Source organism: Pseudoalteromonas sp. BSi20439 (assembly GCF_000241165.1).
Taxonomy (GTDB): domain Bacteria; phylum Pseudomonadota; class Gammaproteobacteria; order Enterobacterales; family Alteromonadaceae; genus Pseudoalteromonas.
The window spans coordinates 1-14,975 of the sequence record NZ_BADW01000126.1 but is presented as its reverse complement, the minus strand read 5'-3'; the positions used below and the strand labels follow the sequence as shown (position 1 = coordinate 14,975).

General features: G+C 36.6%; 12 protein-coding genes and 1 pseudogene. 6 read left to right on the top strand and 7 right to left on the bottom strand.

The features are described 5' to 3' along the window. Positions 1–66: 66 nt before the first annotated feature. Positions 67–261 carry a (2Fe-2S)-binding protein gene (locus tag P20439_RS11585; RefSeq protein ID WP_010389142.1) on the bottom strand — a complete coding sequence of 65 codons (195 nt, stop codon included), beginning with the start codon at positions 259–261 and terminating at the stop codon, positions 67–69. 892 nt (positions 262–1,153) lie between these two features. Beyond that, positions 1,154–1,735, bottom strand: a complete 582-nt coding sequence (locus tag P20439_RS11580) for a helix-turn-helix transcriptional regulator (protein ID WP_008466994.1) — start codon at positions 1,733–1,735, stop codon at positions 1,154–1,156. Positions 1,736–2,464: 729 nt separating this feature from the next. Here P20439_RS11580 and P20439_RS11575 point away from each other — a divergent pair. Further along, a complete protein-coding gene (locus P20439_RS11575; RefSeq protein WP_008466992.1) occupies positions 2,465–3,025 on the top strand; it encodes a TMEM165/GDT1 family protein in 561 nt (186 codons plus the stop codon). A gap of 93 nt (positions 3,026–3,118) precedes the next feature. Here P20439_RS11575 and P20439_RS11570 read toward each other — a convergent pair whose 3' ends face one another. The 3 genes from P20439_RS11570 to P20439_RS11560 all read right to left on the bottom strand — a co-directional run bounded on the left by P20439_RS11570 (position 3,119) and on the right by P20439_RS11560 (position 5,779). Next, a complete protein-coding gene (locus P20439_RS11570; RefSeq protein ID WP_008466990.1) occupies positions 3,119–3,643 on the bottom strand; it encodes a DUF6436 domain-containing protein in 525 nt (174 codons plus the stop codon). Continuing rightward, positions 3,627–5,093: a methyl-accepting chemotaxis protein gene (locus P20439_RS11565; protein ID WP_008466987.1), complete on the bottom strand. Its 1,467-nt coding sequence runs from the start codon at positions 5,091–5,093 to the stop codon at positions 3,627–3,629. The genes P20439_RS11570 and P20439_RS11565 overlap by 17 nt, the downstream gene beginning before the upstream one ends. A gap of 131 nt (positions 5,094–5,224) precedes the next feature. Beyond that, on the bottom strand, positions 5,225–5,779 hold the full coding sequence (locus P20439_RS11560; RefSeq protein WP_008466986.1) for an isochorismatase family protein: 555 nt from the start codon (positions 5,777–5,779) through the stop codon (positions 5,225–5,227). A 159-nt stretch (positions 5,780–5,938) separates the two neighbouring features. Here P20439_RS11560 and P20439_RS11555 point away from each other — a divergent pair. Continuing rightward, positions 5,939–10,437 (top strand): annotated as a pseudogene (locus P20439_RS11555) (EAL domain-containing protein). A gap of 57 nt (positions 10,438–10,494) precedes the next feature. Here P20439_RS11555 and P20439_RS11550 read toward each other — a convergent pair. Further along, positions 10,495–11,388: a cation diffusion facilitator family transporter gene (locus P20439_RS11550; protein WP_008110359.1), complete on the bottom strand. Its 894-nt coding sequence runs from the start codon at positions 11,386–11,388 to the stop codon at positions 10,495–10,497. A 219-nt stretch (positions 11,389–11,607) separates the two neighbouring features. On the opposite strand from P20439_RS11550, the gene P20439_RS19150 reads away from it, so the two are divergent. From P20439_RS19150 to P20439_RS11535, 4 genes are all read left to right on the top strand, one after another. Continuing rightward, entirely contained in the window at positions 11,608–12,483 is an 876-nt protein-coding gene (locus tag P20439_RS19150; RefSeq protein WP_008466981.1) for a GAF domain-containing protein, read from the top strand. After that, positions 12,474–13,031: a diguanylate cyclase gene (locus P20439_RS19145; RefSeq protein WP_008466979.1), complete on the top strand. Its 558-nt coding sequence runs from the start codon at positions 12,474–12,476 to the stop codon at positions 13,029–13,031. The genes P20439_RS19150 and P20439_RS19145 overlap by 10 nt, the downstream gene beginning before the upstream one ends. 127 nt (positions 13,032–13,158) lie before the next feature. Further along, on the top strand, positions 13,159–14,112 hold the full coding sequence (locus P20439_RS11540) for a slipin family protein (protein WP_008115435.1): 954 nt from the start codon (positions 13,159–13,161) through the stop codon (positions 14,110–14,112). 17 nt (positions 14,113–14,129) lie between these two features. Next, positions 14,130–14,582 carry an NfeD family protein gene (locus P20439_RS11535; protein WP_008466976.1) on the top strand — a complete coding sequence of 151 codons (453 nt, stop codon included), beginning with the start codon at positions 14,130–14,132 and terminating at the stop codon, positions 14,580–14,582. A gap of 117 nt (positions 14,583–14,699) precedes the next feature. Here the strand turns inward: P20439_RS11535 and P20439_RS11530 are convergent. Further along, the coding region (locus tag P20439_RS11530; protein ID WP_050947014.1) for an isochorismatase family protein at positions 14,700–14,975 on the bottom strand (276 nt) is incomplete at its 5' end.

Here is a 14,975-nt window from a genome sequence, read left to right as displayed (position 1 = left end):
TTTTTATGTTTAATTTTTAAATGTTATACCAATTCGTTTAGGTAGGCCTATTTATGTAGATTACTATTAAGCCACTTGATCGGTTATATCTGCAATTTGAATCAGTTTACGATTGAGGATCTTTTTAGTACAGCAACAACACTTACCGCATTGGCTGCCCACTTTAAGCTCTTTAGTTAGCTCGCGCATGGTAGTAGCACCATCGTCGATGGTTTGCTCAATTTTTTTATCGGTCACACCGTGACAAAGACAAACATACATGAATACAAACAACTCTCAATTTCATTCAGTAGGTTTATATTAATCTAAACGAAAATAGTTATCAATTGGTTTTTTTATAAAATTTGAATTTTTTGCATTTTTTTGGCCAGCGCCACTTAAATTGAGAATTCGCGGCAAGTTGAGAATTGTTTGAATTTAAAGCAAGGTATAGCACTCAGATTGAGATTTATTAACTAAAGTCTCGCCTTAAATTTAAGTAGGTTCAGGGTCTGTTGACCTTTCAAGGTTAAATTTGCAGCAGTCTGTTTGGTCTTTAGGCAAGGCAGAGTCTATGTGGTGTGGTTATTCCCCATAAATAGGCGATAACGCAGCATCAATGCCAAACAGGCGCTGCCCGAAGGGTTCTGCCTAGGGGCAATTAACTCTTTGTTGCTTACATGGATGGTGGTAAGGGGCGTGAGCAGGACGCGGAAGCTTTGCTCGATTTTTACTTAGCCCACTAGGTTACAAACCTCGCGTCGCGATTAAATCCCCCCTAGTTTGAACAAATATTAATCCGTAAAGGCCAACAGACCCTAAGTTTAGGTAAATAGTTGAATGATTAAAATGAATTACATTAAGTCTGAAGAAGCCTTAATGTATAAATATAGGATTAGTGCGTAGGCTATTTCCAGTTTGTGCCATGAGCAGACATTGAAGATTCTTAATGTGTGAAGTCAAAAATTGACCCCAATCGCTCTATTAGATTTGACCCCATTCGCTCTATTTTCACTGGTGGATGAATCCAAATAAGCGGCTTTTTATAGTGTAGGTCGGATAAGCGAAGCGCCATCCAACACTGTAAAATACCTTGCCAATTATTATCAACATCTCATGTTGTCGAATGCCCGGAAGTGGATGGTCGCAACCTTAGACACTTATTAGCTGTATATTAGTCAGTGTTAGTAAATTTTGCATAATTAGTAGTGATTTTCGTTCCTTTTTCAGTTTTTGTTATTATTGCTTTTTCAATAAAAACAACTGAGTTACCCAAATAGATCTTTACACTACCACTGGCTATTTCCGGTGTAGCTGTTTCCCACTTTGAATCAACTAACACTTCATAAGTAAGAGTTTTTGGCAAGAAAATCTCTACATTGTTACTGTAAACTCGATAATCATTATTTTTAGATGTTGTAACTTTATCTGAGTGTATCTTAATATCTGATGCCATTGTAGATGGCACTAGAAATAAAACACTACTGAAAATGGCTGCAATCATTGAAGATAACACTACTATTTTGGATTTAGAGTGATTTTTCTTTAATGGGATTTCAGGCTGGAATAACTTAGTAACATCTAGCTCAAAACAGGAAGCTAATGCTTTAAGAGTTTCCAATGAACCTGAACCATTATTTTCTACTCTTTGAATGGTTCTTAAACTTACAGCACTAACATCAGCTAAATGTTGCTGACTCCAAGCTCTAACTTTACGTTCTTCTATAATTTTTTTAGCGTTTAGTTTCATTTCCATTTGTATTTCTCACATGAATATATTGAGGCTATATCATGTTCAAAAACTCCTTTTTTGTATACGACACATTTGCGTCACCTTAACGACAAGTCAATGCCATACTGCTAACAACTTTATCAAAGGATACTTTCTCTATCTTAGATCGAAAACGTCCTTATTTCATGAGCTTCTATTATTATCAAATAGTGTAAATTATTACCAGCTATAAATATTATGCTTACTGTAGTTTATTTACACATATGAAAAAGGAGATAGTTTCCTTTTATTCTTACTAAGCTAATGACAACTCACCTGAATGACTATATCTCGCTCAAATAAGACCCTGAAAAGTTGCTCATATAGCTATCTAAGTTAACGTTTTCAAAAAAAAATATATTTCCGATAACTACCTTTGAAGCTCTAGAAACGGAAGTTTACTTCCGTTTTGTACTTTAAGATTATAAGCCGATGTCTAGTGAAAGCTGGGAATTTCAGAATTAATAATATTGAGAATTAAGATTAATTTAATAAATATTTACCTGCCTTAAACTTTGTGGAATAATCGCCATCCTCTTAGGGGAGTAGCCCGCTCAGTAATGAGTAAACTTATCAACATAATTGCACCTCATGTGCATGGTAAGTTTGTAATGTTGTAGCAAGCGTTATCGGCGAGACCTAGGTAGACACTATCCTCATGGCGGGAGATAGCTGTTTGCCTTGGTTTAGTATTCCCGCCTGAAGATTATACTAATGGATATTTTTTTAACCTCTACCGTCACTGTTGCCCTTGCCGAAATTGGTGATAAAACTCAACTTCTATCGTTATTACTCGCGGCACGTTTTCATAATAAAATAGCGCTTATTTTAGGTATTCTTGCCGCAACTATAATCAATCATGGCTTGTCTGCGTGGTTTGGTGATTGGTTAAGTGGTAATTTTGCTGTTGAATACCTACCTTGGGTAGTCAATATAAGCTTTATTGTTGTTGGCTTATGGCTGCTTATTCCTGATAAAGACGAGGAAGTTAGCCACAAGTACGATCGTTATGGCGCATTTTTAGTGGCTTTAATTTTATTTTTTATCGCTGAAATTGGCGACAAAACTCAAATAGCGACTGTGTTATTAGGTGCACAATATCAATCTGTTTTGTGGGTAACAATTGGTACAACACTGGGTATGCTAATCGCAAATGTACCTGTTATTTATGCTGGTAAGGCATTACTAAAACGGATCCCGTTAAACACTGTAAGAGCTATTGCCGCCACTGTATTTGTATTACTAGGTGTTTATGGCTTAATAACCATGGTGTGATTAAGTAACCTTCAACAAAAAACCGCTTACCTAAAGTAGGTAAGCGGTTCAAGGATGTATAAGCAGTTTTCGTAGAATAAAAATGAGCCTCTTTTACACTCGGTTAATACAATAACACCCTTTTGTATCGGCAATTAATAATGACGAGTTAAAACCAGCTTGTAGATTACTGATCACAGTTTCTACAAACCCACTACCTTGTGAACAAGCCAAGCCTTCTGATAAAGGCCCTGCATAAACAAACTCACCGTTTTTATCAATTAACACTGCAGCTGGCGTTGCCGGGACCACTGACTTTAACTGGCTATTCAATTTAAATGTTTGCACCTCAACGCCTTGATTTTTCGCAAAGCGTTGTAAGGCTGATAGGTGTGGTTTAGCTTGTATGGTACAACCACAATTATCTTCTGTGATGATAAGTAGTTGCGCTGTATCTTTGTTTTGCCAGACCACTTGCTGTTTAAATTGCGAAAACCAGTTATGTCGATCCAGCATTTTATTTTCATCAAACGGTTTTAATTGCCCAAGTTGAAAATACACTAAACCCGACACAACAACGACAAGCCACACACCAATCAATGCAAAAATAAAATAGCGCTTATTAGTTAAATTTTGCAATACTTTGCTCTAACACGTCGATACTGACATCAATCATTTGTACCTTGGCGGTGAGTTGTTCAACAATTTTTCCATCTTCATGTTGGCGTTGGCGCATTTGATCTGTGCTAGTTGCAATCTGTTCGGTATTTCCAGCCTGTTCAGCAACTACTTGCGCAACCGAGTTAGAGCTTGAAGATACGGCCTGTATTTGCTCACTCATTGACGAAATATTTTCTTTCATGGTGGCACTAATTTTTGTTAGATCTACAACAAACTCAACACACTGATTCATCGATTGTGTTGAAGTACGACTATTATTCACCAAATCTGTTAACGTTGATGCTATTTTTGCTGTTGTTTGCTGGCTGTTATTCGCTAAAGAACGAACCTCATCTGCAACTACAGCAAAACCACGACCATGCTCGCCCGCTCTGGCGGCTTCAATTGCAGCATTTAAAGCTAACAAGTTAGTTTGATCGGCTATACCTGATATTTCATTCAACAAACTTGTAATTACATCGCCAGCAGCCACTAAGTGGCTTAACTGCTCTTCTGTATTGTTTAATAACGTGAGCAACTCTTTGCTTTTACTGTCTGTTTGTAACACTTCTTGCAAAGCAACATGGGCAGAATCGGTAATACTGCTAACTTGCTGCTTTAAAATATCGCTTTCTTGCTCAACCAGTTTAAAGCCATGGGCTACTTGTGAACCTGAATTAGCAATATCATCTGTTTGTATATTTCGGTGTTTCGCACTGTCTGCTAACTTATCGTGCACATTTATAAGCTCTTGGGAGTTATTTTTTAATGAATCAGATTGAGTTTGAACCTGCTTAATAACATCCGACAAGTATTCCAGCAGAGTGTTAAAGCCTACCACTGCACTGCTATCTGTATCATCTGCTCGCATCGAGAGTTTTATCTGATTAGGGTCTTGCATTATTTGTTCAGTGGCATAACTTAACGACAAACCCGCACGACGTTCACGCTTTAATGTCACTGCAATAAAGCCAGCAACAAGCGCTTCAACAATGGCATAGGCCGCATGAATGAGTACCGTTGAAAAAGCTAAACGATCAGGGTCGAAAACATAAAACCCCGTATTTTGAGTCTGCAGGTAGTAAAAAGATAAATGATGAATAGCAACAAACACAATGGCCGTAATAAATACTCGCCATTCAACAAACATTATCAGCATGGCTAAGAAAATAAATATTTCGAAATGCACCTCAATAAGCCCATACGCTTGCTGAATATGCAAAAATGAAAACATCATAATTGCAGCAGCGACTACATGAGGTGTAACTTTACTTTCGGGTTGGGTTTTTAATAACCAAATAGGAAGCAAGCATAAGGGCAAGCCGACCAGAAATGCCTCTGTTAATGTATCAAAATAAAGGCCTATACCAATAGACTCTACAAATAATAAACAGAATATGATTGTAAACAATCGACTCACACTAGACATAAAAACCTTAATTAATTTTATAAAAATTAAACACGCTCATTGTTAGTATAACCTACAACAACTCGCAATTTTTTATCTTAAATCAAACTAAGAATGATTATACTGTTTGATTTAAAAATGTTTTTAGTGCGCTACTTAACTATTGATAATATTTGTTTAAAAGTAGACGTCCCTGCTTTTTTTGTCCATTGAAATATAATAGTTTCAACGCAAGATATTATAGCACCTGCTTGACGAAGCTGCTCAACCGCAATGGCTTTATGCTCTACATTTCGTGAGGCTATTGCATCAGCAGCAACTGTTACTGCATACCCTTGTTGTAGTAAATCTAAACATGTTTGTAACACACAGACATGCGCTTCAGTGCCAATAACCACCACATGAGGTCGTTGTAATTGCGAAAGAGTATCTAAAAAACCGTCTTCGGCGCAGGCACTAAAATTTATTTTTTCAATATACTGAGCGTTTGGTAAAGCTTGCTTAATTTTCTCATCACTTTCACCTAGTCCTTTTTTATAATGCTCTGTAATTATTGAAGGAATTTGATGAATAGCACTTGCATTTGCAAGCTGTAAAGCACAATCTAAGGTGGTATTAAATGAAGCTATAGCGGGTGCCAATTTACTTTGTAAGTCGATTACTAAAAGTACGCTATGTTCTAAGTTGATATTTTCTCTAAAATTCATCTGTAGTCCTTTTACTTTAATTAGAATAACGTGTAATGCCCACACAAAAACACAACAATTAGTTCACATTTAATGCTTTTTGTAATTTTTAAATTAAACTCATGTTATATTACACCAATACTAAATACCAAGCTTGTCAGTTAAAAAGGGTAAGTGCTTTTGAGTAAGTTTTTCTTTATTGTTCATATATTTTTATTAGTTTGTATGCAGCAGAGCTTTGCTTCACAAACTTATTCTGAACAATTACAACGTATTACTAGCAACGAGCAACTGTCGCAAAGCTTTATAGTGAAATCAATACAAGATGATATCGGTTACGTTTGGATAGCAACTACCCAAGGCTTATATCGTTTTGACGGTTACCGAGCCACCCCTTACGAAAGCGCAACAGGTTTAAAAAACAATTATGTAATCAATATCTACAAAGCTAACGACGGCAAAATAATAGTTAGCACACAACTTGCAGGAAGCTATTTAATTGACCCACATACTTTAACTGCTGAGCAGATATATTCAGGACATTTGAATCAAAATGAAGAAAAGTTTTCTCCCATTACTGCAGTAGTTGAGCAGCCTACACACTTTTATTTTTCTATTGATTCCCACGTGTACCGTTTTGATAAAAAATCAAAAAAACTAGCACTCGTTGCATCTTTGCCTGATGAAAACATATTTATTCGAGCATTATCACTGCACCAAAATATATTATATGTTGGTGCCGATCAGGGGCTATACGCTTATAGCTTTGACAATAACGAGCTCCAACAAATAGTACTCAATGACACCCAAGAAGTTACCAATGATAGTAACAATGTAAAATTTTTATCTATAGATGATGAACTTGGGTTGCTAGTTGGTACGGTTGAGGGGATGTATCGGATTGCTTTTAATGAAAATAAAAATATAAATCCCTCGGAATTATCAACATTAATTAATGACTATAATATTTGGGATTATGTAAACACACCCTATGGTGAATTTATTGCTACAGAAAGTGGGCTATTTGAATTTGATAGAGCAACCTCAAAACTCACCCCTATTTTAAATTTCAAAGATAGTAGCTACAACATAACAGAAAATACGATCAACGATATTATGTTTGATGAATCTGGTTTGTTATGGCTTGGTTCAAGAACCCATGGTGTATTAACGTGGGCAGCACAAACAAAAAAATTTAAAAGAGTCAGCCTACCGGATAATAATATTGTAAATGTTATTTACCAAGACACAGAACAATTGCTCTGGATAGGCACTGACGATGGGCTTGTTCGCTACAACTCAAAAACTAAAACGAGTGATTTATTTCTACAATCTAAAGATAAAAAAGCAGTTTATGGCTTATCTTCTATCGGAGATATTTTTTCTGCAAATAATAAAGGCGACAACTATCTATGGCTAGCGACTTTTTTTGGGCTTGAACTTTTCAACAAAGAAACAGGAAAGTTTGAACAAAACAAATTTATCACTGAGCATAAGCTAAATACTGACTATATATTTGGTATTGCTCAAGTCGCTCCTGATACCTTTGCTTACATCAATAATGATAATTTTTATATTTTTAACGCGAATACCGGCGAAAACAGAATTATCAAAGGATTAAAAGAGCAAGTTTCACCATTGCATGCTTACGCATTTCATGCTCCCTCAGAAGCTTATCCTGGTGAACTACTGTTAAGTACGTCTGACACGTTTTATCGTTTCAACGAAGAAACAGGCACGTTAATTACTATTTTTAAATCTAAAACGGCAAAAAACAACCTTTATCATACGGTAGAAAACTATTACTTAGACACTAAACGTGAACTGCTATGGTTAGCAACCACACAAGAGGGCTTAATTGCCGTAGACTCAAAAACATATCAAATAGTGCATACCTTTAATGCAAACAACTCTCTCAATACTAATGCCATTTATAAACTTATTGCCGATGACAATGACTTTTTATGGATTAGTTCTGACAACGGGTTATATCAACTTAATTTAAATACGTTAAACATAACCACTTATACAATTAAAGATGGCTTAAGCAACAACCACTTTACTGCACTTGCAGCAATTAAATTACAAAATAATGAACTCGTATTTGGTAATCGCAGTGGATTGCTGCAGTTTGACCCTAATCAATTTAATAGTGAGCAACAAAACACTGATAGCAAATTGGCGTTCACCGATATTAGCTTGTTTTCAAAGTCACTCAATTATGCGCCTGATAAATATCGTAATGCGCCGTTAATGCTAAAACACGATGACATGGGGTTAACAGTTCGGTTTTCTAATTTTGATTATAAAAATACAAGTAAAACTTATTACAAAGTAGAGTTGAGTGGTCCCTCATCTTTAAGTTATGACGATTTAAAATCTAATCATGTGTTTTTTACTAAATTACAACCCGGTGACTATGAACTATCAGTGTTTACTCAGCAGCGAAATGGAGTCATTACTAGTGATCCTGTAATGCTTAAGTTTAGTGTTGCCTATGCACCTTGGCAGTCTCCTATTGCTTACACATGCTACTTCCTCGCGGTGTTCATAATTCTGTTTTATTTTTTTGGCAATACCGAAGCCGTAAAATAGCGATTGAACGCGCTCATCGAGCAGCCATTCATTCTAAAACTCAAACAGAGCTTGCACTAAAAAGTAATAAGAGTGGCGTTTGGAACTATAGCTTTGCAGACAACTCAGTTAATACAGCCAGAGGTGAAGAATTAGGCTATGAAAATATACCTGAGCGTATTGATATACATAGCTTCTTTAATATTATGCACCCTGATGAGCGTCATAGAATAGAAAATAAATGGAATGCATTTATAAAACAAACTCAGCCACAAGACTGGCAAGCGACATATCGATTACGTCACAAAGATGGCCATTGGTTGTGGTTTCATGACCTAGGGCAAATTATTTATAATGAAGACAGTAAAAAGCCTGAGTATGTATCTGGTATTTTTACTAATATTACCGAGCAGTTAGCAAATGAACAGCAAGCAAAAATACTCGGCGAAGCATTTAGCCAAATAAATGATTTTTTACTTATCCTAGACGAGAACCTAGTACCTTTCTCAGCAAATAGTAGCTTTATGGAGGTATTTTCTGATGATGGTGAAGGGGGTATTGTTACCTCAGAGTTATTTATAAAAGCCATTGGGCAAACTAAATGTAAAGAATTTGCAGCCACATTAAAAGCACTGCAACCAAAAGAAAATTGGCGAACTAATGCCTATGTAAATACCACAAAAGCAAAGCAACACCCTATTCATTTAAGCGCCACAGCTGTCGCTAATGAAAAAGGTAAAGTTGGGTATTATGTTGTTGTTATTACAGACTTAACCGAACAGAAACGCGCTGAAAATGAGCTGCGTTATCTGGCTAACTATGATGCGTTAACCGGGTTACCTAATCGTAGTTTAATGAATCAAAAGATTGAAAATGCCATAACAAAGGCCGCCAAAAACGACTTGCAATGTGCGGTGATATTTATAGATTTAGATAAATTCAAACCCGTGAATGATTCATTTGGCCACGCTGTGGGCGACAAATTACTGTGTAACATTACCGAAAGGGTTGCCCTATACTTAGGTGACCATGCAACCTTCGGGCGACAAAGTGGTGATGAGTTTTTAGTATTAATCGAAAATATTACCTCTATGTCCTCGCTACAAAATACGCTTAACGAAATGAGTAGTGAGCTGGCAAGTAAAGTTATTATTGATGACTTTTCTATCAATATTTCTGCCAGTATTGGTATTGCCTTGTACCCTCATGATGCAAACTCAACCGATGCTTTGATCCGTAATGCAGATATTGCCATGATGCATGCAAAACAAGCAGGTCGAAATGGATTTCAGTTTTTTAATGAAAAAATGAATGAGCAAATAAAGCAAAAGCTTATTCTTGAAAACGACTTAAAAGACGCCGCAAAAGATAATCAGTTCTTTAACCATTACCAGCCAGTGGTTAACACAAAAGATAAAACAATAAGCGGTGTTGAGTTATTAATGCGCTGGGAAAATCAAGGAAAATTAATCTCTCCGGCTTTATTTATACCGGTGGCAGAAGAAACAGGCCTAATTGATATGCTCACTGAACAAGCATTGCAACGTGCGATCACAGAGCTTGCGCCTATTCTTAGCGTTAACCCGCAGTTTTATGTGTCGTTGAACGTATCACCAAAACATATTCTGAAAGCTAACATAACCCAGCGACTGAGCGCTATACTTGAAAAAGCCAACATTAAACCACAGCAAATACGCCTAGAAATCACAGAAAACACGCTGCTAGAAGATAAGTACAAAGCAGCTAAACAACTCAAAAGCCTTCAGGCAGCTGGGTTTAAGCTATTTCTTGATGATTTTGGTACCGGCTATTCATCACTCACTTATTTGAGTCAATTTCCAATTAACGTAATAAAAATTGATCAAAGCTTTGTAAATAGTATTGGCATAGATAAAGGCGACGAGTCGATTATTAAGACTATTTACTCGCTTGCTGAAAACTTAGAGTTATATTGTATCGCAGAAGGGGTAGAGACACGGGAGCAACTCGACTTTTTAACGAATATAGGTTGTCATAAGCTTCAAGGTTACTATTTCGCCCGCCCTATGAGTGCCAACGATTTAATGAACCCTGAATGCTTTGAGATGATTATTGATTTGATATAAAAACGCAGTAATGAAAGTGAGTTGTTAACCTAGTTACTAAATTTATAGGTTAACAACTTAATGTATATGCTTGCATTCATAACTTTCAATTTGCAGTACACTGTTGCGAACATTAAATTTATCTGCAAGTAGTTTAATTACTTTTAAACGACACTCTTCATCATGCTTTTCTATAGTGCAATGTTGCTTCAACACCACGTGAGCACCCACTATCACTTTTTTATTTTTACGAACAACGGTAACATTGTGCACATTGGCAACGTGCTCCATGCTGGTTATTTCTGTTTCGATATCTTGAACTTCAGGCAGTTTTGCTTTATTTGAGCGTAGTCCTTTAATACAACTAATTATCACCTTAATACCCGTAAACAATACAAATGAGGCAATTAACATACTCGATAAAATATCAATCACATTCCAACCTGTTATGTAAATTAGTACACCGGCTACAAAAGTAGAAACAGTCGAAATTAAGTCAAAAAACGAATGTAAAAAAACCGCATACACGTTAATGCTGGCCTTACGACCCTTATAAAGTACCCATGCTGCCGCACCATGAAATAAAAAACCAATAGCAGCAATCACCGACATTAAATAGCTATTTATAACCAGCTCATGCCCACCTTTGTGATGCATAAAGCGCTCAGCTCCCTCAAATAAAATAAGTAAACTAATGGCGAGATATAAAATCCCGTTGATCAGACCACCGATTAATTCAGCTTTTTGATGGCCGTCGTTGTAAGTTTTAGCCAGATGAATAGCAAAGCTAGAAGCAATAAGTGCTATAAATAATGAACTGTTATGAACAAATAAATGGCCTGCATCGGCAAGAACAGCCAGTGAATTAGCATAATAAGCACCTATAAGCTGAATCACCATAAACGAACAGGTAATTGCAAGTGCAATTAGTAGACGGCGACGAGAGGCGTGATGTGTGGTTATTTCTGTCATGAAATATAAAAGGCCTTTACTGGAAACAAAGTAAGCTCATGAAAAAAAAGCAAATTAGAAAGTACGTAATGATATACAGTCACAATTGTAATACGAAGACCAATTAAACGCACTAAAAACTTAGTAAAATGCAAAGAACTGTACTAAATATAAATAGACATATACTATTAATAATTAAAAGATTTGGCAGATCCTGCCGGTATAAGTGCGGAGAAATCAGTGAGTCATGACTCAGACAAAACAATTTGGCAGGTTTTTAATCTTATTAATTTAGCAGTGATTGTTTACGATAATAAAAATCAACACTACACGTTAAATCAGCATGCTAAAACGTTACTTAGCATAGAGGGCGAGCGCGCTGTTAAAAAAGATGTTTTTAGCAATCTTGTGCTGCGCGACTTTAGTAATGATGAAGTTGTGAGTGTTGGACAATTATTTTCTTCTGATATAACAACCGTTTTATTAGGTTCTGAGCCCACTTCACAACTGTTAAATATTAACCATGCTGTGGTTGATGACTCTGTAACTATGATCACTCTAGAGCAAGATCATACATTTACGGAGCAATATAACTTTGATCATATTATCTCTAAAATCTCTACCAAACTTATTGATATACAAAATGACAATATAGATCAGCAAATTAACTTTGCCCTCAAAGCCATCGGCACCGTATTAAAGGCTGACCGTAGTTATTTATTTGAATTTAACACCGACAACGAAACCATCACCAACACTCACGAATGGGTTAACACGGGTATCATTGCCTACAAAGATAGGCTGCAAAATGTACCAAAAGTTGAACTACCCTATTTTTTTGAAGTGATGAATCAGAGCCATCTATTTCAAGTCAATGATATTGATCAATTACCCACTAAAGCCGACGCTGAAAAAGCGGAGTTTAAAGAACAAAGTATTCAATCGGTTTTGTGCATAGGCCTGCGTTTTGATGATGAGCTGGTCGGCTTCATTGGTTGTGATTGTGTTAAAACTAAACGTAATTGGAATAAAATAGATTTAATTAGAATTAAGCTTGTGGGCGAAATCATCAATAATGCACTTAAAAATATTAACTATAAAAAAAGTTGCAGTTAACCCAACAGCAATTAGTGAGCGCCAATATTAAGCTCAATAAATTAGCGAATACCGATGCACTAACTAATATTGCTAATCGCCGTTTTTTTGATACTACACTAAAAAGTGAAATTAAACGTTGCGCCAGGCACCATCAGCCAATTAGTTTGATTATGTGTGATATCGATTTTTTTAAACGTTACAACGATAATTATGGCCACCAAAAAGGTGATGACGCATTAAAACAAGTGGCGCGTGCTTTAAAAAACGTATGTAAGCGCGAAGGTGACATTGCTGCTCGGTACGGGGGCGAAGAATTTACAATTATTTTGCCCGCTTCTAACAAAGAGCAATGCCATGAGTTTGCTTTGCTGATACAGCAAAAAATTAACGCGTTAAATATTCTCCATGAATTTTCTTCGGCTGCCCCTCATATCACATTGAGCTTTGGCTGCTTTACCAGTTATCCAAAGGCTGACACCAACACGCAAACAATTATAAAGAGCGCTGACATAGCATTATATAACGCAAAAAAAGCCGGCAGAAATCAAATCTGCACCTTTGAATAATCTATTCTGAATAGCCTAACTTCTGTTTTTATAGTACAAATTAAAAACTAGTGATAATCTGTAGCTTGTTGAAATTATAAACACCATGCAGTTTTTGGACTGAATGTAATTAACAAGGAAATACCCTATGGATCCCATCGCAGAAATTATAAATATTGTTTTTACTGTTGAAGCGTTTTTACTGATTTTTGTTTTAGTGCTACTAAAAAGTAGTGTTAAATTTGTACCACAAAACCGCGCATGGTTAATTGAGCGTTTTGGTAAATACCAATCAACTAAAGAAGCAGGCTTAAATTTCATTGTACCTTTTATTGATCGCATTGCTGCTGATCGCAGCTTAAAAGAACAAGCTCAAGATGTGCCCTCGCAATCGGCAATTACCAAAGACAATATTTCGCTATCTGTTGACGGTGTATTGTACTTTCGTGTACTTGACCCATACAAAGCCACTTACGGAGTCGACGATTACGTATTTGCAGTAACGCAGCTATCACAAACTACGATGCGTTCTGAACTGGGTAAAATGGAGCTTGATAAAACATTTGAAGAACGTGATGTTCTCAATACTAATATCGTAACCTCTATTAACCAAGCGGCTGAGCCTTGGGGTATTCAGGTTTTACGTTACGAAATAAAAGATATTGTGCCACCACAATCTGTGATGGAAGCGATGGAAGCGCAAATGAAAGCCGAACGTGTTAAACGTGCGCAAATTTTAGAATCTGAGGGTGATCGTCAAGCAAACATCAATGTTGCCGAGGGTAAAAAACAGGCTCAAGTTCTAGGTGCTGAAGGTGAAAAAGCTGAACAAATATTGCGCGCCGAGGGTGAAGCTAAAGCTATTATTGCCGTTGCAGAAGCGCAAGCCGATGCACTACGTAAAGTGGGTGAAGCTGCTGATACTGAGCAAGGCCAAAAAGCGATTCAACTCGATTTAGCAACCAAAGCCATTGCCGCTAAAGAAGCTATCGCGAAAGAGTCATCTGTTGTTTTATTGCCCGATAACGCCACTGATGCAAGCTCATTAGTTGCACAAGGCATGTCGATTATTAACTCTCTAAATCAAAAGCAAAAACTTTAATCTGTTGAGGATAAATAATGACGCTTATTACTAACAACTTACCTGAAACACTGATGATTTTAGGCGTACTTGCGCTCATTATCGAAGTGGCTGTGTTAGGTATGTCTACCTTTATATTATTATTTTTAGGTATGTCTTTGTTTGCCAGCGGTTTAATGATGAACTTTAACTTGTTAGATGACTCTTTAACTACCGCATTGTGGAGTAACACGCTTATTACAGCTGGGTTTGCGCTATTTTTATGGAAACCACTAAAGCGTATGCAAAACCAGGTTGATAACAAAGGTGTACAAAGCGATTTCGCTGAGCTTGATTTTGTTTTAGCTGACGATGTTGATGAAAGCGGACTTACAATGCACCTTTATTCAGGAATTAGTTGGAAGTTAAAAAGTAAGCAACCACTCCCTGCTGGTACACATGTTAAGGTCGTAAAAAAAGAAGTGGGCACTATGTGGGTTGAAGCCATTTAGCTAACTAGCACCACATTAAATTATAAGGGCAGTAATATCACTATTACTGCCCTTTTTAATATCAATTCTGGTTTAGTGCTTTAACAACATTAATATTATAATGTATTACTCAGAAATTTAATCACTTAGCTCTGCAGCAGAAGGAACAACCACTGCATATAAATCATTGATAGTTGCAAGCGCACTTGAATGTAAATTTAACGCTGAGACTTCACTCACCGATGTTTGTAATGCCCGAGTTGCACAAGCATCTGCGACCACAGTTGCATGATTCCCTCTTAAAAAAGCACCTTGGGCGGTAAATGTCACGCACATATGGGTCATAAAACCAATGATAATAACATTATTATTGCCAATTGCATCCACTTTTTCGCCTAAGTCAGTGCCTACAAA

Coding starts and splice junctions, on each gene's coding strand:
- P20439_RS11585 (WP_010389142.1), bottom strand. CDS start 261: ATGTATGTTTGTCTTTGTCACGGTGTGACCGATAAAAAAATTGAGCAA.
- P20439_RS11580 (WP_008466994.1), bottom strand. CDS start 1,735: ATGGAAATGAAACTAAACGCTAAAAAAATTATAGAAGAACGTAAAGTT.
- P20439_RS11575 (WP_008466992.1), top strand. CDS start 2,465: ATGGATATTTTTTTAACCTCTACCGTCACTGTTGCCCTTGCCGAAATT.
- P20439_RS11565 (WP_008466987.1), bottom strand. CDS start 5,093: ATGTCTAGTGTGAGTCGATTGTTTACAATCATATTCTGTTTATTATTT.
- P20439_RS11560 (WP_008466986.1), bottom strand. CDS start 5,779: ATGAATTTTAGAGAAAATATCAACTTAGAACATAGCGTACTTTTAGTA.
- P20439_RS11550 (WP_008110359.1), bottom strand. CDS start 11,388: ATGACAGAAATAACCACACATCACGCCTCTCGTCGCCGTCTACTAATT.
- P20439_RS11540 (WP_008115435.1), top strand. CDS start 13,159: ATGGATCCCATCGCAGAAATTATAAATATTGTTTTTACTGTTGAAGCG.
- P20439_RS11535 (WP_008466976.1), top strand. CDS start 14,130: ATGACGCTTATTACTAACAACTTACCTGAAACACTGATGATTTTAGGC.